This window comes from Planktothrix paucivesiculata PCC 9631, from assembly GCF_900009265.2.
GTDB lineage: Bacteria > Cyanobacteriota > Cyanobacteriia > Cyanobacteriales > Microcoleaceae > Planktothrix > Planktothrix paucivesiculata.
Genome location: NZ_LR735026.1, coordinates 303,965 through 324,823, shown reverse-complemented (window position 1 = coordinate 324,823; position 20,859 = coordinate 303,965). Strand labels below are relative to the sequence as shown.

Below are 20,859 nucleotides of genomic sequence, written 5' to 3'. Positions count from 1 at the left end.
TAGCATAATGGAAACCTTAGAATTCATCATCTATCCAGATGGCCGTGTGCAGGAGAAAGTTACTGGCATTGTTGGGTCTTCCTGTGCGGAAGTAACTGCCGCCCTCGAAGCCGAATTAGGTATCGTGCTGACTCAGGAGGCCACTTCTGAATATTACGCCCGTACCCAACAACAGTCCGAGACCGCGACAAACCAAGTGGGTTCGAGCCATTGGTAAATTCTGTTTTTGAGTTCACTGAAAATCTCGTTAAAAATAGCTAACTATGTCACACTTTAGCCAAATCAAGACCCAAATTCGGAATCTGACCTCATTACAAACTGCTTTAAGTGATCTGGAAATTGACTGGAAAGCTGGCCCTAAAGAGGTTCGCGGTTATCAAGGTCAAACCCGCCCCGCTCAAGTCGTAATTGAACAAGACAACGGTTATGACTTAGGTTTTACATGGAATGGCCAAGAATATGAGTTTGTTGCTGATTTACAATTTTGGCAACAAGCAGTTCCCGTTGATCGGTTTTTGAGCAAAATCACTCAACGCTATGCCTACCACACCGTTGTTAATGAAACCACCAAACAAGGGTTTCAAGTTGCTGAACAACAAAATCATCAAGATGGTTCCATCCGCTTAGTTTTACAACGCTGGAGTGCCTAATGTCTGATGGGTCTGTATCACTAAGTGATCCCGTATCCGAACGTTCTGGACTAGAACCAGAATTGGGCGGATTTTTGCGAAATGCACCGGAACGTTCGGGGTTTGAGCCGGAACTAGGCGGTGCATTGCGGCAAAAAGGGGTTTATGTGGATGAACTCACCTGTATCGGGTGTAAACACTGTTCCCACGTCGCTCGGAATACTTTTTTTATTCAAGAAGATTATGGTCGAGCGCGGGTATTTAGACAGGATGGCGATACATCCGTGTTAATACAGGAAGCGATTGATACTTGTCCGGTTAATTGTATTAATTGGGTGGATTACACTGAACTGAAACGCTTAGAAGCAGAACGTCAAGATCAGGTAATTCCCGTTGTTGGTTTCCCTGTGGAAGCGGGTTTAGCTAACCGGAAACGTCAGAAACAAAAACCGAAACCAGACAAGTCTTTAACCGAATAACTGATTGATGGCGGGCTGAAAACTGCCATTTTTTTATATTCATTTAATGAAATCAGGCAAAAGGAGAATATTCTTCTTTTGCCTATTTTAATCTTTCGTTTAATCAGGAAGGTTTAGTATTAAATCCTTTTAAAGTTGTTCAGGATCAATTCCTAATTCTCGGAGTTTAGCGGCTAACTTATTAGCCCGTTGAGCTTCATTTCTAGCAACTTCTTCAGGCATTAAAACCAATTCACCTCCTATTGTAAAAAATCGTAATTTATTATCAAGAATCCCTAAAAATAGGTCTAATTGTTGACTCCATAACCAGCCGTTTTCATTAGGTGGAATGGGTTGATATTGACCCTCAACAATATGAAATCCGGCAAATTCTAAAGTCTTTGGGTCAAACCAAAAATAGTCTGGGGTACGAAAAACATCCTGATAGATTTCTTTTTTTTCTCCGCGATCAGTATTAGCCGTTGTTTTGGATAACATTTCAATGATGACATTAGGATATTTGCCATCTTCTTCCCAAACAACCCAACTATTACGGGGTTTTCGTTCAGTTCCCAAAACTACAAAAAAATCTGGCCCGCGAAATTCTTCGGATTTTTTTTGACGTTGACTATAATAAATGGTTAAGTTGCCAATCGCATAAAAATCATCTCGATTTTGCCATAACCATTCTAACGAGTTGAGTAAAAGTAGAATTTGGCGGAGATGGAGTTCGCTTTCCAATGGAGGCTCCTGACTCAATAAATCACTGGGCGGAAATTGCACTTCAGGGAGAAGTGTTGGGGTTTGAATTTGTTCTTCAACAATAGACATTATTGAATGTCCGTTAGGATAAGTATTTTTTTATTATAGTTTATAAAAATAGCAATGTTACTAGCCTCGCCTTCTGGTGCATCACTTATAATAATAACTATAATCCCATAGCTTTCTAATCAGAACTATGACTCAATTTACCCTAAACTTAGAAACTATTGATTTAAGTGACGAAAAAATATTAGCGATCTAACATTATTAACAAATGTCGAGCGACGAGTTAGGACGTTCTATCCTTGAACCTAAAGGACGATTATTATTAGCTTAATACTGCTATAACCTGTTTACAGAAATTGGTAGGGGCGCGTTCTTCGAGAGCTTTTTTACTTTACCCCAATATTACTAAACCTGCCCTAATACTCCTTCTCGTTAGCTTAAGTTGTAATCAACGGCTATAATGAGGGAACAAGGGAAAAAAATTTTCCGTAAATTTACTGATGACACTGGAGAAATATTAATTTATCATATTCTATTGAGGATATCATTAAGCAGTTTATGTCTGAAGAAGTTTATCACATTTTTATTCCTGACCAGATTGCAAGTCATGGAGGCAACCAAAAAGTCATTCTGCGATCTGGTAAATCCTATGATGTAACAATCCCCGATCAATTGCAAGAAGGATTTAAACTAAGATTAAAAAAATCTGGTTTAGATCAAAATGATGTTCTGTTGATTCTTCATACTTTATATGATGAAAATAATAGTTATCAACAGATAATCAATAATTTAATTAGCAATTGCGACATTAAATATGATAGCAAAGTCAGATGTACACAATCTTATGAAAATATTCGACAAAATCAATTAAATGATGATATAGCAGCCCTTGATTTATTAGATTTTATAGTTGACAGCAACAAAAAAAATTTAGATGATGAATTTGTTCAAAAATATCAATTAGCCAGCGAAAATAATCGTCTAATTTGGATTGAGGAATGTTTAGAAAAATCTTTAGAAGTTTCCCGTCTTTCTGAACACAAAAAACAAGCCTTAAGAGGAATTTATCAATGTGTGAGGGCAGGTGAAGCCATTGGGAAGCTAGATTATCTTAATGATCTTGATTCCATAATTACTAATTCTAATATTCCCGTAACTGTTAAACAGAGATATTTGAATGCCAGCGTAACATCAAAAGCTATTACAACGGAATTATTTATTATTGATTTAATCGAAGATCAAGTTATATCAAAAGTAGAAAAAGAAAAATATTTATTGGTTTATATTCAAGTTCGAGATAATCAAAAAATTACCGATTTGCAGCAATTACTCAAACTGGATGAATTAGTTATTAATTCAAATATTCCTGAAGAATGTAAAGTTATTTATAAGTTAGCCTCAGAGCGAGTATTTGAGCAAAAGAATGAGGGAAACTCAAATAATATTATAGACAGGGTTGGTAAAGTTGCTAAATCTGTCAAAAAAGCTACTCAAATTGTGCCGAATGCTCATGCAGTTTTGGGGCATTTAGGAGTAGAAGCAGGAACAAAAGTTGCCATTGCAGGTTTATCAGGTGGAGCCGCGACTAATGCAACACTAGCGGCTTTAGGAGGAGGTTCTGTTGCCGCCGGGGGTTTAGGAATGTTAGGAGGATTAGTCGTAGTAACGGGGGGAGCCGCATTAATTGGAGCCGCAACTTTAGTTTCCATTGTGTCCGTCTCTCAAATGGATACAGAAGATAAAGTTAATTTAGGAATAGCGGCTGTTGCAGGAACATTAACCAGTGCCGCGACTATTGCAACCGCTTGGGCTGCGGTGGGAGCTTTTGGTGTAGCGGGTACAGGAACAGCCATTGGCACATTATCAGGGGCGGCGGCTTATACTGCGATTATGTCAGCCTTGGGCGGAGTTAGTGTCATGACAGGAGGGGCGGCTTTAATTGCTGCGGGTGCAGGTTTTGGTATTTACAACTTACTGAAAAATAAAAAAAATAATGCCAAACAGTTAGAAGCAAGACTTTATACTTTATTAGAACATCAAACCCATCATTTAATGACTGTATTCAACTATTATCTATCAGAAAAAACAAACGAATATTTTTTAGCTCCTAATATTCCTGTAGATAAACTTGCTAATGCACTTGATAAGTATGTAAATCTTGAACAAGGAGAAAAAGTATTAGCTTTAGTCGATCAAAGTTTATTCGGCTCAGGAAAAGTCGGTTTAGTATTTACTGAAAATCGATTAATTTGGAAAGAAATTCTGGAAGAACCAAAATCATTGAGATATTCTAATTTTCAAGACGTGGGTTGCAGCTTTCCTACTTTCTCTAATGAAAAATTGGATTCTACTTTATATAATTTATTCCGAGAATTGAAAGAAATTTATCAGTTCAATAAAATAGAAAATTTGCAGGAGAAGAAAATAGAAAATTTAAGTGATGCTGATAAATTGATTCAACAAATTGAGATGCTTAATCAAATCTGTGAATCTTGTATTTCTCTTGAACCCCATATTAAAAATCTTAATCGTATTTTATAATCATAAGGAGATTAAACGATGAATTCAGTTGAAGAACTAGCTAGACTTCAAAAACGCTTTCAAGAAGCAGCAAAAGTTATTGATGATTTATCTCGAATCAAGCAAGAATTAGAGCAATTATCAAAAAGTTATAAAGATAAATTATCTAACAACTCTTTTGAATTATCTCAAACTAAACAAGAAATTGACTCTCTATCAATCAACCATAAAGAATATAAAAAATATTGGCATGAAACTTTTAATGCTATACACAATAAAACTGAAAATATTTTGACTCAAATTAGCCAGATTGAAAATAGAACTCAGTCTGAAATTGATGAAAGCAAAACTGATTTAGACAAACTACAAAAAAAATTAGACGAAACAGAATCTTTTTTAAGTGAATTTAAAAATAATGTTCAGTTCAACAGAAATTTAACCATAGCTTCTTGTTTAATTGGGTCTATTGCTGTAGGTTTAAGCCTCTATACTATATTATTTTTACCGAGAAATTCTACTATTACCGCTTCATCGTCTCCACAAGAGTCTAGTCCTAATTTAGTTTCTCGCTCAACTGAAAACCCATCAATTAAAGTTGATTTTTTCCGAGAAGCTGTTAATAAAGCGACCCGGGCATCAACTTTAGCGCAATCGGCAAAGTCTAAAGATGACTGGAATTTAGTTATCAATGAATGGCAAAGTGCTATTGATATGATGAAATCAATTTCTTCGTCAAGCTCTAATTATGAAATAGCTCAAAAAAAGGTTATAGAATATCAAAAAAATCTGAATTATACAACACAACAAGCGGAACAAATGAGTCAATAAAATTAATTTTTAATTATTTAAAGTATAGCGGTCGTAGTGCGAGCGTCCTCGCTCACTGGATAACTCTAAGTGACTTGATAACTTGAGGTGCTAATAGGTGCGTGCGGGAAGCTATACACGCACCCTACAGGCGAGAAAAATTGATCTCAATTGTATTTTGATTTGTGATTAACAACCTAAATCACTTCATCGGATTATATTCAGCTAATAATTTTTCTAACTTAGCTTGATCGACTTTAGATAATAATTTGTCCGCTTCATAATTATCTCGAACAGTTTTTGCTAAAGTAAAAGAAGACCCCACCGAAAAAGTTAAACCCATCCCCATAAATCCTTTCACCCAAATATCAACGGGGAGGTAAGCAATACCGACGGCAGTTGTGGATACAGCCAGAATAAAAGATAGCCAAACTTGAAGAATCCAAGCGGATGTATCTTTTTGTGCCAACATTTGTTTATTACTCATAACCGTCAATTCCTTGGGGCGTTATTGTTAATTCTATTGTAGTTTTGAGTCACAAAACCCCTCAACTATCATGGACAGTTTGAGAAACTGTCTACTACCCCCTTGTCAATGGGTTAAAATATTATTGATTTAATTTGAGTGCGATCGCAATTCATAAAAAATTTTAATTTATTAATCACTTTTTCTATGAAGCCCTTATTAATTAAATTTCCCCTACGATGGGTTCTGATTGTTCCTTTTATTTTACAACTATTTGGCACTGTTGGACTAATTGGCTGGTTGTCTTTCCGTACCAGTAAAACCTCCGTTAGAGATGTTGCTTATCAACTCAGAAACGAAATTTCTAACCGAATTGAACAAAGATTGTATCAATTTTTAGAAGTTCCCCATTTAATTAATCAACTCAACTTAGATGCGATTAAATCCGGTTATATTGATATTGATAATATGCAAAACCTGAAATATCATTTCTGGTTACAAGTACAATCCTTTAAAACCATCAGTTTTATTTTATTTGGGAGTGAAAAAGACGAGTTTATTGGGGTGGGAAGATTTGATCAGTCTGGTTTGTTGATGATGAAATCCGATCTATCTACCCAGGGAAGTATTCAATTTAATGAATTAGATCCTCAAGGAAACCCCCAAAAATTAATCCAAGAAACCCCTAATTTTATCATTCGAGAGCGACCTTGGTACAAAGCAGCATTGCAAGCTGATCAATCGATTTGGAGTCCCATTTTTACTTATCATGCGTATCCTGAAATGGTTTTACCTGCGAGTGTTGTTGTTAAAGATAATCAGGGAAAAGTGTTAGGAGTATTAGCAAGTCACTTATTTCTAAACCAAGTCAGTGACTTTTTAAAAAGTATAGAAGTCGGTAAATCAGGACAAACCTTTATTATTGAACGTTCCGGTCTAATTGTAGCCAGTTCTAGTTTAAATTTATCATTTTTAGTAGACAAAAAAGGAAAAACTCAAAGAATTAAAGCGATTGAAAGTTCTGATAAATTCTTACAAAAAACAGCTATTTTTTTATTGAATCATTTTGAAAAATTTAATAATATTACTACCGAACAACAACTCGATTTTATTTATAATAATCAACGACAACTAATCCAAATTGTTCCCTATTCCGACCCCAGAGGTTTAGATTGGTTAATTGTGGTGGTTGTTCCTGAATCCGACTTTACGGAAAAGATCCAAAACAATCAAAAAAGAACTATTATTCTTTGCTTTTTAGCCTTGGGTTTATCCGTAATCTTGGGAATTTTAACCGCCCGATGGATTATGAAACCGATTGTAAAATTAAATCAAGATTCTCAAAAAATTGCTCAAGGAAAATTAGAAGAAATCCTTCCTAAAAATGAAGTTTATGGCATTAATGAATTAGAGGTTTTATCCCAATCTTTTAATCAAATGGTATCGGAACTCAAAGAATCCTTTGAAACCCTAGAAATTCGAGTCGAAGAACGCACCGTAGAATTGAAACAAGCCAAGGAATCAGCAGAATTAGCTAATCTGGCTAAAAGCCTATTTTTAGCGAATATGAGTCATGAATTAAGAACCCCTTTGCACGCGATTTTAGGGTTTACCCAATTAATGCTCCGTCAATATAACGGCGATGCACAACTTTCAGAAAATCTGGAAATTGTCAATCGTTCTGGAGAACATTTACTCAAATTAATTAATGAAATTTTAGATTTAACCAAAATTGAATCGGGAAAAACCCAGATTAATTCCAGTTGTTTTAACCTCTATTCCTGTTTTACCACCTTAGAACAAATGTTTGAATTAAAAGCAAACTCTAAAGGAATAAAACTTATTTTTGAATTAGATCCTAACCTACCTCAATATATTAAAACCGATGAAAGTAAATTCCGGCAAATCTCAATGAATTTATTGTCCAATGCCATTAAATTTACCACAACGGGGCAAGTAATATTACGGGCAAAAGTTCAACCGAAAACGCCAACTGATGACAAACTTACCCTGGAGTTGGAAGTCGAAGATACGGGCCCTGGGATTGCCCCCGGTGAACTCCATCAAGTTTTTGAGGCGTTTATGCAAACAGAAACAGGACGTCAATCTCAACAAGGAACCGGGTTAGGATTAGCAATTAGTCAAAAATTTATTCAGTTAATGGGCGGCGATATTCAAGTCAATAGTATCTTAAATCAAGGGACTATTTTTAAATTTAATCTTCAAGTTGACCTGGCTAACGCGGAGGATCTCCAAGAAATTAAAACTCAAAAACGAATCATTGGTTTAGCCGAAAATCAACCCAAATTCCGCATTTTAGTCGTTGATGACCGATTTACCAATCGCCAATTATTAGTTAAACTGTTATCTCCTTTGGGGTTTGAGGTGGCTGAGGCTGAAAATGGTCAAGAAGCATTAAAAGTCTGGAATGAATGGCAACCCCATTTAATCCTCATGGATATGCGAATGCCGGTGATGGATGGTTACGAAGCCACAAAACAAATTAAATCCCATTTAAAAGGTCAAGCGACGGTGATTATCGCCTTAACTGCTAGTGTTTTTGAAGAAGAACGGGCTATAGTTTTATCAGTCGGGTGTGATGATTTTGTCAAAAAACCCTTCCGAGAAGATGCCCTATTAGAGAAAATTGCCCACTATTTAGGGGTACGATATTTATACACACCTGATCTTCCCACTTTAGAACCCTTAGCACCCCCGCCAAGCTCCATCATTAGCCCGGATGCGTTGACCATGATGTCTTCTGAATGGTTAGTAGCATTGCACTACAGTGCCACCGCAGCCGATGGCGAACAAATTTTACAACTGGTGCAACAAATTCCTGTATCCCACAGTCCGGTCGCAGAATCTCTCATCCTATTAGTGAATAATTTTTCTTTTGATCAGATAATGGATTTAGCTCATAAAGCGACCCAGCAATGAATCATTCTTTTAATCGATCTTTTAAAGCCGATATTTTAATTGTAGATGACACCCTAGAAAATCTACGGCTGTTATCGAATACTTTGATCCAAATGGGATATAAAGTTCGGGGCGTAATGAATGGACAAATGGCAATTATGGCCGTACAAACCCTGCCACCGGATTTGATCTTATTAGATATCAAAATGCCCGATATGGACGGTTATACCGTTTGTCAGTCCTTGAAGGAGAATGAAAAAACCCGGGATATCCCGGTGATCTTTTTAAGCGCTTTGAATGAAGTGATCGATAAAGTCAAAGCCTTTCAAGTCGGCGGGGTAGATTATATTACTAAACCCTTTCAATTTGAAGAAGTGGTAGCGCGGATTGAAAATCAAATTGCCTTACAATCGGCTAGGGCTGAAATTCAACAACTCAATGAAAAATTAGAACAGCGAGTCCAATCTCGGACAATGGAATTAGAAATTGTCAATGCCCAATTAAAAGGCTTGAATTATAAGCTAGAAAAGGAAATTTCTGAACATCAAAAAACCCAAACCCGATTGCTACATCTGGCATCCCATGATGCCCTCACTAATTTACCGAATCGGGTTCTATTTATGAATCGATTAGTACAGTCTTTACAACGAACCCAACGGGAACCTAATTATCAGTTTGGGGTTTTATTTTTGGATTGCGATCGCTTTAAAGTGGTGAATGATTCCCTGGGACATTTTGCCGGAGATCGGCTATTAATTGCGATCGCCCGCCGCCTAAAAACCCATTTAGCATCTACAGATATGTTGGCTCGGTTTGGGGGCGATGAGTTTACTATTTTATTAGAAAATATTCAAGATATTGACGATGTGAGTCGTTTAGCTCAAAAAATCCAAACCTCCATGAGTTGGCCGTTTCAATTTGAGGAACAGGAATTATTTATTAATGCCAGTATTGGGATTGTGGTGGGGAATAGAACCTATCAAGAACCGGAACATATTTTAAGAGATGCAGATATTGCCATGTATCAAGCCAAAGCCAAAGGAAAGGCTCGGTATCAAATTTTTGATACCCAAATGCACTATCACGCTCAACAACGTTTAGAGTTAGAAACGGATTTAAGACGGGCCTTACACCGGGAAGAATTTATCTTATATTATCAACCGATTATTTCCTTAGACACCGGAAGAATTAATGGATTTGAAGCCTTATTAAGATGGCATCATGGTCAAAAAGGACTAATATCCCCAGGAGATTTTATTCCCGCCGCCGAGGAAACCGGATTAATTGTTCCCATCGGTTTATGGGTTTTAAAAGAAGCCTGTCAACAGTTGAAAACCTGGCAAGATCGAGGTTTATCTAAACGCACCATTAAAATGAGCGTTAATTTATCAGTAAAACAGTTTTCTCAACTGAATTTAATTCAAAATATTGATAAAATTATTTTGCAAACTCAATTAAATAGTAGTTATTTAAAATTGGAAATTACCGAAAGTGCGATCATGGAACATCCCGAATCCGCCGCCGAACTTTTACAACAACTCAGAGATCGAGATATTCAGTTAAGTATTGATGATTTTGGCACGGGTTATTCCTCCCTCAGTTATTTACATCGATTTCCTTTACATAATTTAAAAATTGATCGATCTTTTATTCAAGGAATTAGTCAAACTCGTCAAAATTTAGAAATTATTCAAGCCATTATTACCCTCGCCCATCATCTGAATATGAACGTTACCGCCGAAGGAGTAGAAACCCCCGAACAATTGTCCCTGCTTAGAAGTTTGGGATGTGAAGAAGGGCAGGGTTATTTCTTCGCCCGTCCTTTAGAAGCGAATGCGGCTGAAGCGTTATTAGTAGAGAACCCCCATTGGTAATTAAAATTAATAAATTTTTGATTAATTTTTGACCCCTTAATGTTAGTCTAAGGGATAGGAAACTGTGTTGCTAATTCTACCTAAAAGTACCTTGACGAGCATATCTGTACCCTATTTATGGGAAAGTCAAACCGGAGGAGATTTAAGTTTAGACTCCACCCTAGGAGATTTACCCCTATACGATTTTCAAGTGGTTTTGGCTTCGAGTGTACGAACCCTAGTACAACAGTTTGAAAGACATCCCTTGCTACCGGGAGTAATTATTGTAGACCCCCAGGAAAACTCTACTTCTGAGTTTTTGGGGATGATTTCTCGGCGGGATCTCCTAGAATTTTTTCTCCGTCCCCGGGGGTTAGAATTATTTTTAGATCAATCCCTAGATGTACTTTATAGTTATGTTAGAACCCCCGTATTAGTATTACCTGCACAAACCACAATTCTAGCAGCAACCCAACAATCCTTAAAGCGAACTGCCCCTGGATATATCGATCCGATTGTGGTACAGGGAAATTGGTCATCTTCGGGGGATTATCCTTGGATGGTTTCCTATCGTCTTTTAAACAGTCATGAATTGAATCTTGCCTATTGGCAAATTCGAGGAATTGAAACTCAAGTTCGCTATGAAAGAACTCAAGTTCAACTGTTACAAAGTGAAAAAATGGCGAGTTTAGGAAGATTAGTAGATGGCGTTGCCCATGAAATTTTAGATCCGGTGGGATTTATTTGGGGAAATTTAACCCATTTAGTCACCTATAGTGATGGTTTAATTGAACTTTTGGACGCTTATGAATCCCATTATACCCAGAAATTTCCCGCCATTGAACAACTGAAACAAGAAATAGAATTTGACTTTCTCCGCCAAGATTTTCCTCGGATTCTATCAAGTATCAAAAGTGGTACGGAACGATTAAGTAAATTAGCCACGAGTTTACAAAATTTTTGCCATATTGATGAAATCCATCCTAAACCTGCGGATTTACATAGTCATTTAGATAGTATTTTACTGTTAATGAAAAGCCGGATTAACCGAGAAATTGACGTGGTTAAAAATTACGGTCATTTACCTCCCGTCAGCTGCTATGTGGGACAGTTGAGCCAAGTTTTTATCAATATTTTGATTCATGGTTTTGATGCCTTGCTCAATCAATTAGTGAGACAAGATTGGGTGAATGAATATAGCATTTCCCCAGGTTTAGAGTCGGGGAAAGCACCACAAATTGTGATTACAACAACAATCATCGGTTTAGACTCATCCCCAGGGGAGAATCTCAGCCCTCCCGAACGTTGGGTTTCGATTTCTATTGCCGATAATGGCCCGGGATTGTCTGCGGAAGAACAACAAAAAATCCTAGATTCATTTTCTAATCTCAAACGCACGGAAAAAGAAACCAGTTTATCTCTGAGTTATCATATTGTCACCGCCAAACATGGCGGACAATTAAAATTGCGATCGCAGCCAGGAATCGGTACGGAATTTGAGATTTTATTACCCTTTATTTAACCGATTGATCCAAGTTCGTGTATGATCAACAGAACCCGCAAAATATTAAAAAATTTAGGTTAGCTCTTACCGTGCGAAATCGAACCCTGATTCTGTCCGTTATCCTTACTCTGAGTTTGTGGAATGTTGCTCCATCCGCCAGGGGACAAGCTCTGGTTCCCTATACCCCACCCCTGGACTCAGAACAACTTAAACAAACGGGATTAGGGTTGCTCGAAGAAGCGGCTCAGTTAACCCGATTTCAACAATATCAATTAGCTTTACCCCGGGCAGAACTCGCAACTCAACTGGCACCGGACAGTTATCAAGCCTGGGCCCTATTAGGCAGTTTATATTTGCAATTAGACGAACTCGATAAAGGCATTGAGTTTTTGCAAAAAGCCAAAACCTTAGAACCCAAAGACCCGGGGATTCAGTTTATTTTAGGCGAAGCCTACTTCAAAAAAGGCGACTATCAAAAATCCGTTCAATTCCTAGAAGCTGCCTTGAAACTTGACCCCAAGGTTCCCGGGGCGTTATTTGATTTGGGCAATGCTTATTATAAGTTAGGGCGGTTAGAGCAGGCAATTCTACAATACGAGAAAGCCTTTGCCCAAGAAAGCAGTCTTTGGCCAGCCATTAATAATGTGGGCCTAGTCAAGTATGAACAGGGAGAAATTGATACCGCCATCAGCAAATGGAGACAGGCGATTAAGATTGATCCCAAAGCAGCCGAACCCCTATTAGCCTTAGCCGTTGGCCTTTATACCAAAGGTGAAGCCGCCGAAGCTCTATCTCTAGGAGAAACGGCCCTGCGTCTCGATGGCCGTTATGCTGACTCTGATTATCTGAAAGAAAATCTTTGGGGCGATCGCTTACTCAAGGATACGGAAAAATTTCTAGCTAATCCTCAAATCCAAAAAGTGCTAGTTCAAGTTAAAGACACCCAACCCACCCCCCCGAGTCCCTAGTCTCAAATCCCAACCCAGGAGGACAAAAAAGGCAGTAGGTACTGGAAAACCTATGGATTCCAGTTCCCCTATTGCGGTCTACTCCTCTGGAGGGATCAAGGATTTAATCTTATCCACGAACTTTTGATGATCAATCACGGGTTTAGAGATATAATCATCGGCTCCACTTTGAGCCAGAAAATCCTCCCGATCTCCAGCCATGGCATGGGCCGTTACTAAAATAATCGGCAGTTTCGCGGTGGCGGGGTCAGCTTTCAGGAGTTGGGTAATTTTAATTCCATCAACAGCTTTCCCTTGATAAACACTGCGCGCTAGGGAAACATCCATCAAAATCAAGTCCGCCTCCCCAGTGCGGGCAATCTCCATCACTTCTTCCACATTTTCCGTGTGTTTAACGGCTAATCCACCCCGTTTTGTCAATATTTTTGAAAAAACACGAGCATTAACCTGATCGTCTTCTACAATCAGAACGGTCTTCATTTAAGTCTCCCACCCGATATACTATTCAAATAGATTTACCAAATCTCTCTATTTTTCACTCTCCAGTACCGAAAAGTCATCATACCACGCCATACAGTAATCAGTTATCAGTACAGATATTGACAGCAAAAAGTCTATTCACTCTTACACTGATTATTGATTACTGTTTACTGATAACGGTAAGAACCCTATCGCTGTAGACTCAACTAAACTCATGGCTAAACAGTTAAACCTCTTTTCTGGGCAAGTGATTACCACATCGCTTCACACCGAGATGCAACAATCGTACCTTGAATATGCCATGAGTGTGATTGTTGGCCGAGCTTTACCCGATGTCCGGGATGGGTTGAAACCCGTACATCGTCGGATTTTGTACGCCATGCACGAATTGGGGTTAACTCCCGACCGTCCCTACCGCAAATGTGCGCGGGTCGTGGGGGATGTGTTGGGGAAATATCACCCCCACGGGGATCAATCGGTTTATGATGCCTTGGTGAGACTGGTTCAGGAATTTTCCAGTCGGTATCCGTTGTTAGCGGGTCATGGGAATTTTGGCTCGGTGGATAATGACCCCCCGGCGGCGATGCGTTACACCGAAACCCGTTTGGCAGCCGTCGGTCATGAGGGGTTACTTTCCCAGGTGGGGGAAGCCACAGTTAATTTTATTAGTAATTTCGATAATTCTCAACAGGAACCCACGGTTTTACCCGCCCAACTGCCATTTTTATTATTAAATGGATCTTCGGGCATTGCGGTGGGAATGGCGACGAATATTCCCCCCCATAATTTAGGGGAAGTCGTGGATGGATTAATTGCCTTAATTGATCATCCTGAATTATCCGATCAAAAATTAATGGAATTGATCCCCGGGCCGGATTTTCCCACGGGGGGAGAAATTATTAGTACCGAAGGCATTGGGGAGGCCTATACCCTGGGAAAAGGCAGTATTGTGGTGCGGGGGGTGGCGAAAATGGAAGAAGTTCCTACCGCCCAAAAACGTCGGACAAAAAACGCAATTATTGTCACGGAATTGCCGTTTCAGGTGAATAAAGCGGCGTGGATTGAAAAAATTGCCGGGTTAGTTAATGCGGGAAAATTAGAGGGAATTTCTGATATTCGAGATGAAAGCGATCGCGAAGGGATACGGGTTGTAATTGAATTAAAACGGGAATTTTCCCCGGAGGTGGTATTACATCATCTCTACCAACAAACGGAATTAATGACCAAGTTTGGGGCAATTTTTTTAGCGATTGTCAATGGACAACCTAGACAATTAAGTTTAAAACAAATTCTCCAAGAATTTCTATCATTTAGGGAAAATACTTTAACCCGTCAATATCGCCATGAATTAGAAGCTGCCGAACGGCGTTGTCATTTAGTGGAAGGGTTATTACTAGCTTTAGAAAATTTAGATAGTCTGATTGAAATTCTCAGAAATGCCCCCGATGGTTCCACGGCAAAAATAACCTTAGAAAATCAATTAGGGTTTAGTGATATTCAATCCGATGCTATTTTAGCCATGCCCATGCGTCGATTGACGGGGTTAGAACGGCAAAAGTTACAGGAAGAATTTAGCCAATTAACCACTAATATTGAACAGTTAAGACGGTTACTCGATGAACGTCCCGAATTGTTAAAATCCCTGAAAAAAGAATTGCGATCGCTTAAACGAAAATATGGCGATGAACGACGCACCCGAATTATTTATCCCCAGGGTCAGACTCCTATTTCATCTGAGGATAAAACCGCTAAAAAATCCAAAGAAAAAATATTAGAACTCACCTCCCCCCCGGATTTATTACAACCCTTACCCCCGGTGGAGGAAGAAACCGTAATTGAAATTACCCATCGCGGTTATATTCGGCGAGTTTCTGCCAAAACCGCAGATTCTAAACGGAATCAGAGTGAAAATAAGACCGCTATTAATATTGAGGAAACCGATGATTTTATCACCCAAACCCACAATACTAAAACCAGTCAAAATCTGGTCATGGTGTTGAGAACTGGAAAAGCTTATCCCTTGAGTGTCGCTGATATTCCGATGGGTAATAATCGGTCTAAGGGAAAACCCATTATTACTTTATTATCTCCTTCCGCCTATAAAGATACATCCATTAATCCCCAAGACTTAATGATTGCTCAATTTCTATTATCGGCTTTTCCCGATAAAACCGATTTAATTACCTTAACTCAACAGGGAAAAATTAAACGTTTACCCCTAATAGAATTAGCGGAATTAACCAACCGAGGCAGTACGATTGTTAAACTCAAAGATGACGATGAGTTATCTTTTGCTACCCTATCTAAACCCGATGAAAAAGTGGTTTTAGCCACCTCCGGGGGGCGACTCCTACGATTTGATCTAAATGATGAACAACTCCCCCCCATGGGGAAAACCGCCCAGGGTTCCCAAGCCACTCGGTTACGACAAAAAGAGCATTTAATTGGATGTATTACCCTATCACCTAAAGGCAGTTTATTATTAGTGACAGAACAGGGTTATATTAAACGAATTGGGATGGAATTAGTGCGGGGAAGTAACCGAGGTGGCATTGGAATTTCCCTGATCCAGTTTAAATCTCCTAATGATATATTAGTGGGAATTGCCCCCGCTAAACCCCACCAACAAATCCATCTGTTAACCAGTGATAATCGGATTATTCATGTTCCCACGGATCAAATTCATCTATCCACAAAAGATAGTACAGGCGATCGCATTTTCAAACTCAAACCCGATGAGAGAATTATCTCGATCAAATCCTAGGGTGAGTGGATCGCACGCACCAACACCGAGATAAGAAGAAGAAAAAGCGGGTTTAGTTCAGTTAATGATTTATTATCAATATCTGAGAGAACCCGCCCCTACATAAAATTAGGTAAAATTAAAATGGCAGAAGTTATTTTAGATAATATTTATAAAAGTTTTCCCACCCGTCGTCAAACCTCATCCGAGGAAAAAAACTCATCGGAACTCCTAGAATCAACCCCCACCCGTCAAGCCATTTTAAAACGGGTACATCTGAATATATATGATGGCGAATTTATGGTTTTAGTCGGGCCGTCCGGGTGTGGAAAAAGTACCCTATTAAGGTTAATTGCGGGCTTAGAAACCATTACGGGCGGTAATATTTATATTGGGGATAAATTAGTGAATGATTTACCCCCCAAGGCGCGAGATATTGCCATGGTATTTCAAAATTATGCCCTGTATCCCCATTTAAAAGTTTATGATAACTTAGGCTTTGGGTTGCGACGTTCCTACCGAGAAACTGAAGCAAAACAGCCTTTAATTATTCCTAAAAGCGAGTCTAAGTTATATTCTAATCAACAATTATCCTTGACCATTGGAGATTATGAAATCTTCGCGCCCCTGTGGTTAGAAGATGCGCTAGTGGCAATGACGCGATCGCTTCCTCCTAACTTTCGCTATATTTCAGAACGAGAAAAAGCCGTAGCTGAAAGAGTCTTAACCGTTGCCCAATTATTACAAATTGAATCCTTATTAGATCGCTATCCCAAACAATTATCCGGGGGACAAAAACAGCGTGTCGCATTAGGTCGAGCCATGGCCAGAAATCCCCAGGTTTTCTTAATGGATGAACCTTTATCTAATTTAGATGCAAAATTAAGAACCGAAACCCGTGCCCAAATTGTAGAATTACAAAAAAAATTAGGCACAACCACCATTTATGTCACCCATGATCAAGTTGAAGCGATGACCATGGGGTCAAGAATTGCGGTTATGAATCAAGGAAGAATTCAACAAGTTGCTCCGCCTTTAGAACTCTATAATCGTCCTAATAATCGCTTTGTAGCGGAATTTATTGGCTCTCCGCCGATGAATTTTATTCCGATTCAATTCACCGCCCCATTATTAATTAGTCATCCTCAATTCCGTTTAACTTTACCCGATATTTGGCAAACGGTTTTACCTCGCCAGAAGGAAGAAAAATTAATTTTAGGAATTAGACCAGAACATTTAATTGTTAGTTGTCCAGCTACGAAAAATTTACCCGTAATTGTTGATCGGATGGAAGCATTAGGACATGAAACCCTATTATGGGTACATTTATTTGGAGAAAATAATCTTCCTTTTTCCTTACAAGTTAGAATTCCCGCCGAAACTGAATTTGTACCCGGTGAAAAAATTTGGTTAGCCCTAACACCGGAAAAAATTCATTTATTCGATCCAAAAACCGATTTAGCTATCCTTCCTTGTTTGAATTGATATCTTGTCCCTAGGGTTTAATTTTGATATTTTCTCTTACAATTATTGATTAATGATGTTACAAATTTCTAACACCGTGAGCGTCCCTGACCATGAGATTGAAATGACTGCCATTCGCTCTCAAGGAGCCGGGGGGCAAAATGTTAACAAAGTAGCAACAGCCATTCATCTACGTTTTGATATCTCCGCTTCTTCATTACCTGAATATTATAAACAGCGACTATTGACGTTAAATGATCAGCGTATTAGTAAGGAGGGAGTGATTATTATGAAAGCCCAAAAATACCGCAGTCAAGAACAGAATCGCGAAGAAGCTTTACAACGACTTCAAGACCTAATTAAAAGTGCGATTTCCCTTCCTAAACCTCGCAAACCGAGTAAACCTACTCGAAGTTCTCAGAGAAAGCGTCTGGATAGTAAAAATAAGCGCTCGAATCTGAAGATAATGCGAGGAAAAGTTATTGATGATTGATTCAGAAACCCGGTTTCTGAATTCATCTTTCTGTTAGTAGCAAAAGCTATTGGAGAAACCCGGTTTCTATTACCTGGTTTCTAGGATTTCTTGGAGTGAGTTAGGGTAGGTAGCCAATCTTCGTCTAAAATTTGTTCAAAGGTATAAGGACATTGTTGGGGAAAATTATCGAGTTGGGTTTTCGCTTTAACAAATTTCAGAGCATCGGCATAGATTGATAATAATTCCTGGGATAAATATTGTTTTAAATTAGTTGTTAAACGGCGTTTAATTTGGGTTCTAAATCCAATAATTTCTGCGTGCCAATGGTGGGAATTATATTGAAATTCAGTTTCCCAATATTGATATAATAATAAATGTCTGATAATTTGTTCTAACAAACTTTCAACTTTCCGTTTTTGTTCGTTACCCAATTCTTCTAATTCCTCAATTAAATGGTCATAATCAATCTGGTTAAGATGACGGTTTTTTAAAAGTTTGATGGTTTGTTCTAACCACAAAAAATAATCTTTTTCATAAATTTCTGATAATTGTTCTACTTCTATTTTCATATTGTTTTTTATCCTCAACGATTAATGATTGAAAGACCAATCCTGCGACTATCCCTCCCATTCGTAATTCGTAATTACCCTTTATACAACTGCATAACATCTTCTAAGGACATTCGAGACTGCGCCCCTAATGTTAGGGGTGAAATATGACCTCGACTCAGATGGTCTGAAGCCGCACAAGCAATCATAGCGGCGTTATCGGTACAATATTTTAATGGCGGAAATAATACCCGCAAATCGTGAGTTTTAGCCGCTTCTTGCAGATGGTTTCTTAACCCACTATTTGCCGCCACACCGCCCCCAATCGCAATTGTATCTAATCCAAAATCTAAGGCACAAGCGATCGCCCGTTTTGTTAAACTTTTAGCAACAGTATCTTGAAAACTCGCCGCAATATCGGCCACGGGCAAGGAGGTGTTTTCTTCTTTTTCTAAGGTTTGAACTAACCTTAATACCGCCGTTTTTAACCCGCTAAAACTGGAATGGTAGGGATGATAGCCGCCATTCGGGAGGGAAATCTTGCCTTCGGGTAAGGCAAAGGCTTTAGGGTTGCCTTGGGTGGCTAATTGGTCAATAATCGGCCCGCCCGGATAGCCCAAATTTAACAACCGGGCTACTTTATCAAAGGCTTCCCCGGCGGCATCATCCATCGTATGTCCCAATATTTGATAGACCCCACAATCTTTGACATGAATTAAACTGGTATGACCCCCCGATACCAACAGACATAAAAATGGCGGCTGAAGACTGGTTTCGGTCAAATAGCTGGCATAAATATGCCCTTCCAGGTGATGAATCCCTAAAAAGGGTTTATCATGCACCAGAGCTAAGGTTTTAGCGGTGGTAATGCCCGTTATTAAGGCTCCTACCAGTCCCGGCGCACAGGTAGCCGCCACTCCATCAATAGCCGACCAGTCCAAACCTGCGGTTTCTAATCCTTGGTCAAGGACAGGATTAACCATTTCTAAATGATGGCGGGAGGCAACTTCGGGGACAACCCCGCCATATTGTTGATGAATGGCGATTTGAGAGGCCACAACATTGCTTAAAACTTCACGATTCTTTACAATTGCGACCCCGGTTTCGTCACAACTTGTTTCAATTGCTAAAACGGTTGCCATTGACTGATAAATTTTATGAAATGATTGGAGCTAACTTTGAGTAGCTTTATCATTGCAGATTTTTTGGGTACAGTGAACAACTGAACCTAATTGTCGAATTTGTGCGTGGGTTTTCACCTCAGTTTGAGGGATAACAAACGCTTTGTCCGGTGGTTGTTAAGAGGGACTTCTCAAAACGCCTTCGGCTCAACGGATGGAAAACGTATTGTTCTGTAACAAAAGGAAACACTTCTATGCGTCGATTGTTGGCTGCTATTCTGGCCCTGGGCTTGTGGATGACCGTTGTTCCCGCAGCTTCAGCTTATAACCTGGTTCCCTGCTCTGAATCTTCGGTATTTCAGCAACGAGCCAAAACCTCTATCTCTGTGGCGGCTAACCCTGCACAGGCAAAAGCACGCTTTGAACGCTATTCCCAAGAACTTTGCGGAAAAGAAGATGGCTTACCCCATTTAATTGTGGATGGAAGTCTATCTCATGCGGGCGATTTCTTAATTCCTGGGATTCTGTTCCTGTATATTGCTGGATGGATTGGTTGGGTAGGTCGGTCTTATTTACAATATGCGAGAAAGAGCGAAAACCCCGCAGAAAAAGAAATTATCATCAATGTTCCTGTGGCTTTAACCTTTATGCTCAGTGGTTTCCTGTGGCCCTTAGCAGCGTTAAAAGAAATGACCACGGGTGAAATGTTCGCTAAAGATAACGAAATCACCGTTTCACCTCGTTAGTCGTGGAATTCTTGAACAGAGATTTGGGAAGATTTGAGTTTAATAGTTAACTTAAACTATTCCCTAATCAACCCATAAACAAAGTTTGTTAATGTTCTAATAATCTTTGTGAATTCTGGTTTCTTTTAACAGATTAATTGTTTTTCACATTTGCAAACTTAGGAGAAAAACTCATGAAGTATTTCCTCACATATCTTTCTACAGCACCCGTTTTAGCCGCGGCTTTAATGGTCTTTACGGCTGGGGTTTTAATCGAATTTAATCGCTTTTTCCCCGATTTACTGTTCCATCCTCTCTCTTAATCTAACCTGGAGCTAAAAGGGGAACAGGGAACAGGTAATGGGTAATGGGTAATGGGTAATGGGTAATGGGTAATGGGTAATGGGTAAT

At 39.0% G+C, this 20,859-nt stretch carries 19 protein-coding genes; 14 read left to right on the top strand and 5 right to left on the bottom strand.

What is annotated here, in order from left to right:
* Positions 1-7 precede the first annotated feature (7 nt).
* The 3 genes from PL9631_RS22075 to PL9631_RS22065 are packed head-to-tail and all read left to right on the top strand — an operon-like array spanning position 8 to position 1,108.
* Positions 8-217, top strand: a complete 210-nt coding sequence (locus tag PL9631_RS22075; RefSeq protein WP_083623682.1) for a DUF2997 domain-containing protein — start codon at positions 8-10, stop codon at positions 215-217.
* Between the two features lie 46 nt (positions 218-263).
* Positions 264-650 (top strand): DUF1257 domain-containing protein, encoded by a 387-nt coding sequence (locus PL9631_RS22070; RefSeq protein WP_083623680.1) that lies wholly within the window; start codon positions 264-266, stop codon positions 648-650.
* On the top strand, positions 650-1,108 hold the full coding sequence (locus PL9631_RS22065) for a ferredoxin (protein ID WP_083623678.1): 459 nt from the start codon (positions 650-652) through the stop codon (positions 1,106-1,108). Before PL9631_RS22070 ends, PL9631_RS22065 begins: the two co-directional genes overlap by 1 nt.
* A 129-nt stretch (positions 1,109-1,237) precedes the next feature.
* Here PL9631_RS22065 and PL9631_RS22060 read toward each other — a convergent pair whose 3' ends face one another.
* Entirely contained in the window at positions 1,238-1,918 is a 681-nt protein-coding gene (locus tag PL9631_RS22060; protein ID WP_083623677.1) for a Uma2 family endonuclease, read from the bottom strand.
* Positions 1,919-2,413: 495 nt separating this feature from the next.
* On the opposite strand from PL9631_RS22060, the gene PL9631_RS22055 reads away from it, so the two are divergent.
* Both PL9631_RS22055 and PL9631_RS22050 read left to right on the top strand, forming a co-directional pair.
* Complete coding sequence (locus PL9631_RS22055; RefSeq protein WP_083623675.1) at positions 2,414-4,396, top strand: hypothetical protein; 1,983 nt, start codon at positions 2,414-2,416, stop codon at positions 4,394-4,396.
* Positions 4,397-4,414: 18 nt separating this feature from the next.
* Positions 4,415-5,203, top strand: a complete 789-nt coding sequence (locus PL9631_RS22050; protein ID WP_083623673.1) for a hypothetical protein — start codon at positions 4,415-4,417, stop codon at positions 5,201-5,203.
* Between the two features lie 181 nt (positions 5,204-5,384).
* Here the strand turns inward: PL9631_RS22050 and PL9631_RS22045 are convergent, their stop codons facing one another.
* Positions 5,385-5,669: a YiaA/YiaB family inner membrane protein gene (locus PL9631_RS22045; RefSeq protein WP_042155498.1), complete on the bottom strand. Its 285-nt coding sequence runs from the start codon at positions 5,667-5,669 to the stop codon at positions 5,385-5,387.
* Between the two features lie 186 nt (positions 5,670-5,855).
* Here PL9631_RS22045 and PL9631_RS22040 point away from each other — a divergent pair, with 186 nt between their 5' ends.
* The 4 genes from PL9631_RS22040 to PL9631_RS22025 all read left to right on the top strand — a co-directional run bounded on the left by PL9631_RS22040 (position 5,856) and on the right by PL9631_RS22025 (position 12,892).
* Positions 5,856-8,588 carry a hybrid sensor histidine kinase/response regulator gene (locus PL9631_RS22040; protein ID WP_083623671.1) on the top strand — a complete coding sequence of 911 codons (2,733 nt, stop codon included), beginning with the start codon at positions 5,856-5,858 and terminating at the stop codon, positions 8,586-8,588.
* A complete protein-coding gene (locus tag PL9631_RS22035) occupies positions 8,585-10,441 on the top strand; it encodes a two-component system response regulator (RefSeq protein WP_083623669.1) in 1,857 nt (618 codons plus the stop codon). The genes PL9631_RS22040 and PL9631_RS22035 overlap by 4 nt, the downstream gene beginning before the upstream one ends.
* A 64-nt stretch (positions 10,442-10,505) precedes the next feature.
* Positions 10,506-11,942 carry a sensor histidine kinase gene (locus PL9631_RS22030; protein WP_407947604.1) on the top strand — a complete coding sequence of 479 codons (1,437 nt, stop codon included), beginning with the start codon at positions 10,506-10,508 and terminating at the stop codon, positions 11,940-11,942.
* A gap of 71 nt (positions 11,943-12,013) precedes the next feature.
* Complete coding sequence (locus tag PL9631_RS22025) at positions 12,014-12,892, top strand: tetratricopeptide repeat protein (protein ID WP_231516817.1); 879 nt, start codon at positions 12,014-12,016, stop codon at positions 12,890-12,892.
* A 78-nt stretch (positions 12,893-12,970) separates the two neighbouring features.
* Here the strand turns inward: PL9631_RS22025 and PL9631_RS22020 are convergent, their stop codons facing one another.
* Complete coding sequence (locus PL9631_RS22020) at positions 12,971-13,372, bottom strand: response regulator (protein WP_083623668.1); 402 nt, start codon at positions 13,370-13,372, stop codon at positions 12,971-12,973.
* A gap of 214 nt (positions 13,373-13,586) precedes the next feature.
* Between PL9631_RS22020 and gyrA the strand changes: the two genes are divergently transcribed.
* The 3 genes from gyrA to arfB all read left to right on the top strand — a co-directional run bounded on the left by gyrA (position 13,587) and on the right by arfB (position 18,072).
* Positions 13,587-16,136 (top strand): DNA topoisomerase (ATP-hydrolyzing) subunit A, encoded by a 2,550-nt coding sequence (gyrA, locus tag PL9631_RS22015; RefSeq protein ID WP_083623666.1) that lies wholly within the window; start codon positions 13,587-13,589, stop codon positions 16,134-16,136.
* A 123-nt stretch (positions 16,137-16,259) separates the two neighbouring features.
* Entirely contained in the window at positions 16,260-17,600 is a 1,341-nt protein-coding gene (locus tag PL9631_RS22010; protein ID WP_083623665.1) for an ABC transporter ATP-binding protein, read from the top strand.
* Positions 17,601-17,652: 52 nt separating this feature from the next.
* Complete coding sequence (gene arfB, locus PL9631_RS22005; RefSeq protein ID WP_331281283.1) at positions 17,653-18,072, top strand: alternative ribosome rescue aminoacyl-tRNA hydrolase ArfB; 420 nt, start codon at positions 17,653-17,655, stop codon at positions 18,070-18,072.
* An 80-nt stretch (positions 18,073-18,152) separates the two neighbouring features.
* On the opposite strand, the gene PL9631_RS22000 is transcribed toward arfB, so the two are convergent.
* Both PL9631_RS22000 and tsaD read right to left on the bottom strand, forming a co-directional pair.
* On the bottom strand, positions 18,153-18,623 hold the full coding sequence (locus tag PL9631_RS22000) for a DUF29 domain-containing protein (protein WP_083623661.1): 471 nt from the start codon (positions 18,621-18,623) through the stop codon (positions 18,153-18,155).
* A gap of 74 nt (positions 18,624-18,697) precedes the next feature.
* Positions 18,698-19,744 (bottom strand): tRNA (adenosine(37)-N6)-threonylcarbamoyltransferase complex transferase subunit TsaD, encoded by a 1,047-nt coding sequence (tsaD, locus tag PL9631_RS21995; RefSeq protein ID WP_083623660.1) that lies wholly within the window; start codon positions 19,742-19,744, stop codon positions 18,698-18,700.
* 233 nt (positions 19,745-19,977) lie between these two features.
* Here tsaD and PL9631_RS21990 point away from each other — a divergent pair, with 233 nt between their 5' ends.
* The gene (locus PL9631_RS21990; protein ID WP_083623658.1) at positions 19,978-20,469 is read left to right on the top strand and encodes a Photosystem I reaction center subunit III; all 492 of its coding nucleotides are present in this window, start codon (positions 19,978-19,980) and stop codon (positions 20,467-20,469) included.
* 173 nt (positions 20,470-20,642) lie between these two features.
* Complete coding sequence (psaJ, locus tag PL9631_RS21985) at positions 20,643-20,771, top strand: photosystem I reaction center subunit IX (RefSeq protein WP_083623657.1); 129 nt, start codon at positions 20,643-20,645, stop codon at positions 20,769-20,771.
* Positions 20,772-20,859 lie beyond the last annotated feature (88 nt).

What these genes read in the sequence shown, in the direction of transcription:
- PL9631_RS22075 (WP_083623682.1), top strand. Translation starts at nt 8, where the DNA reads ATGGAAACCTTAGAATTCATCATCTATCCAGATGGCCGTGTGCAGGAG.
- PL9631_RS22070 (WP_083623680.1), top strand. Translation starts at nt 264, where the DNA reads ATGTCACACTTTAGCCAAATCAAGACCCAAATTCGGAATCTGACCTCA.
- PL9631_RS22065 (WP_083623678.1), top strand. Translation starts at nt 650, where the DNA reads ATGTCTGATGGGTCTGTATCACTAAGTGATCCCGTATCCGAACGTTCT.
- PL9631_RS22060 (WP_083623677.1), bottom strand. Translation starts at nt 1,918, where the DNA reads ATGTCTATTGTTGAAGAACAAATTCAAACCCCAACACTTCTCCCTGAA.
- PL9631_RS22055 (WP_083623675.1), top strand. Translation starts at nt 2,414, where the DNA reads ATGTCTGAAGAAGTTTATCACATTTTTATTCCTGACCAGATTGCAAGT.
- PL9631_RS22050 (WP_083623673.1), top strand. Translation starts at nt 4,415, where the DNA reads ATGAATTCAGTTGAAGAACTAGCTAGACTTCAAAAACGCTTTCAAGAA.
- PL9631_RS22045 (WP_042155498.1), bottom strand. Translation starts at nt 5,669, where the DNA reads ATGAGTAATAAACAAATGTTGGCACAAAAAGATACATCCGCTTGGATT.
- PL9631_RS22040 (WP_083623671.1), top strand. Translation starts at nt 5,856, where the DNA reads ATGAAGCCCTTATTAATTAAATTTCCCCTACGATGGGTTCTGATTGTT.
- PL9631_RS22035 (WP_083623669.1), top strand. Translation starts at nt 8,585, where the DNA reads ATGAATCATTCTTTTAATCGATCTTTTAAAGCCGATATTTTAATTGTA.
- PL9631_RS22020 (WP_083623668.1), bottom strand. Translation starts at nt 13,372, where the DNA reads ATGAAGACCGTTCTGATTGTAGAAGACGATCAGGTTAATGCTCGTGTT.
- gyrA (WP_083623666.1), top strand. Translation starts at nt 13,587, where the DNA reads ATGGCTAAACAGTTAAACCTCTTTTCTGGGCAAGTGATTACCACATCG.
- PL9631_RS22010 (WP_083623665.1), top strand. Translation starts at nt 16,260, where the DNA reads ATGGCAGAAGTTATTTTAGATAATATTTATAAAAGTTTTCCCACCCGT.
- arfB (WP_331281283.1), top strand. Translation starts at nt 17,653, where the DNA reads ATGATGTTACAAATTTCTAACACCGTGAGCGTCCCTGACCATGAGATT.
- PL9631_RS22000 (WP_083623661.1), bottom strand. Translation starts at nt 18,623, where the DNA reads ATGAAAATAGAAGTAGAACAATTATCAGAAATTTATGAAAAAGATTAT.
- tsaD (WP_083623660.1), bottom strand. Translation starts at nt 19,744, where the DNA reads ATGGCAACCGTTTTAGCAATTGAAACAAGTTGTGACGAAACCGGGGTC.
- PL9631_RS21990 (WP_083623658.1), top strand. Translation starts at nt 19,978, where the DNA reads ATGCGTCGATTGTTGGCTGCTATTCTGGCCCTGGGCTTGTGGATGACC.
- psaJ (WP_083623657.1), top strand. Translation starts at nt 20,643, where the DNA reads ATGAAGTATTTCCTCACATATCTTTCTACAGCACCCGTTTTAGCCGCG.